The organism is Eubacterium sp. BIOML-A2, from assembly GCF_009680135.1.
Taxonomy (GTDB): domain Bacteria; phylum Bacillota; class Clostridia; order Lachnospirales; family Lachnospiraceae; genus Faecalicatena; species Faecalicatena contortus_B.
The window spans coordinates 1-1,112 of sequence record NZ_WKZK01000131.1 but is presented as its reverse complement, the minus strand read 5'-3'; the positions used below and the strand labels follow the sequence as shown (position 1 = coordinate 1,112).

Genomic DNA, 1,112 nt, shown 5'->3' with positions numbered 1-1,112 from the left:
ACCTCCCCGGTTGCGGCCCATATGGTGGTGAAGCTGGAAGTGCTGTCCCGGGAAAAGATGGAGGACTGCTGTCCGGTTGAGGCAGCGGAAGAGGTGAAGGCGTGCTGCCCGTCAGAACAGGCAGAAGAGATAAAGGAGGGGGAAGCATGACAGTCATTACCTGGATCTTATTGGTGTTTCTGGTGCTGTGCGCGGCAGCGGTCAGCTTCCATAAGAACCTGTTGAATTCCATCCTGATTTTTATGGCCTACAGCCTGGTCATGTCGATCCTGTGGATGATCATGGAGTCGCCGGACCTGGCGATTACAGAGGCGGCGGTAGGCGCGGGGGTGACGTCCCTTTTATTTTTTGTAACTTTGAAGAAGATCAAAGGGATCTCAGCTGAGAAGGATGACGAAAAGGAGAAGGAAGAATGAGCAGAAAACGTCCGCAGGAGGAGTACAATGAAAGCCTGCCCGGCCGGTTCAAGCGGTGGCTGGACGGGGAAAAGGACCCCTTTGTGGGGACCCTGGAGATGAAGCCCCCGGCCCCGGTGCAGGAGCCAGAGGAGCCGTATGGTCCCTCCGACTATGAAGCGATCAGAAAAAAGAGCCGGGACTATCCCCGGAATAAAAGGCTGAAAGGGTATGGGCATGTGTACCGCACGGTGAGCGTGGCAGTGTGCCTGCTGCTGATTGGGATCCTGGTGTATGCGGTGTCCTTCCTCCCCTCCGTGGGGNCGCGGCAGCGGTCAGCTTCCATAAGAACCTGTTGAATTCCATCCTGATTTTTATGGCCTACAGCCTGATCATGTCGATCCTTTGGATGATCATGGAGTCGCCGGACCTGGCGATTACGGAGGCGGCGGTAGGCGCGGGAGTGACGTCCCTTTTATTTTTTGTAACTTTGAAGAAGATCAAAGGGATCTCGGCTGAGAAGGATGACGAAAAGGAGAAGGAAGAATGAGCAGAAAACGTCCGCAGGAGGAGTACAGCGAAAGCCTGGCCGGCCGGTTCAAGCGGTGGCTGGACGGGGAAAAGGACCCCTTTGTGGGATCCCTGGAGATGAAGCCCCCGGCCCCGGTGCAGGAGCCAGAGGAGCCGTATGGTCCCTCCGACTATGAAGCGATCAGA

Annotated in this window: 2 protein-coding genes; both read left to right on the top strand. The window is 56.2% G+C overall.

Annotated features, from left to right (window positions below):
• The first annotated feature begins 146 nt into the window (after positions 1–146).
• Positions 147–416 (top strand): hydrogenase subunit MbhD domain-containing protein, encoded by a 270-nt coding sequence (locus GKG43_RS22840; protein WP_154266213.1) that lies wholly within the window; start codon positions 147–149, stop codon positions 414–416.
• A gap of 244 nt (positions 417–660) precedes the next feature.
• On the top strand, positions 661–945 hold the full coding sequence (locus tag GKG43_RS22830) for a hydrogenase subunit MbhD domain-containing protein (protein WP_347562938.1): 285 nt from the start codon (positions 661–663) through the stop codon (positions 943–945).
• The last annotated feature ends 167 nt before the right edge of the window (positions 946–1,112 follow it).

Bases quoted from the DNA above. Each gene is read 5' to 3' on its own strand.
- GKG43_RS22840 (WP_154266213.1), top strand. From the start codon at position 147: ATGACAGTCATTACCTGGATCTTATTGGTGTTTCTGGTGCTGTGCGCG.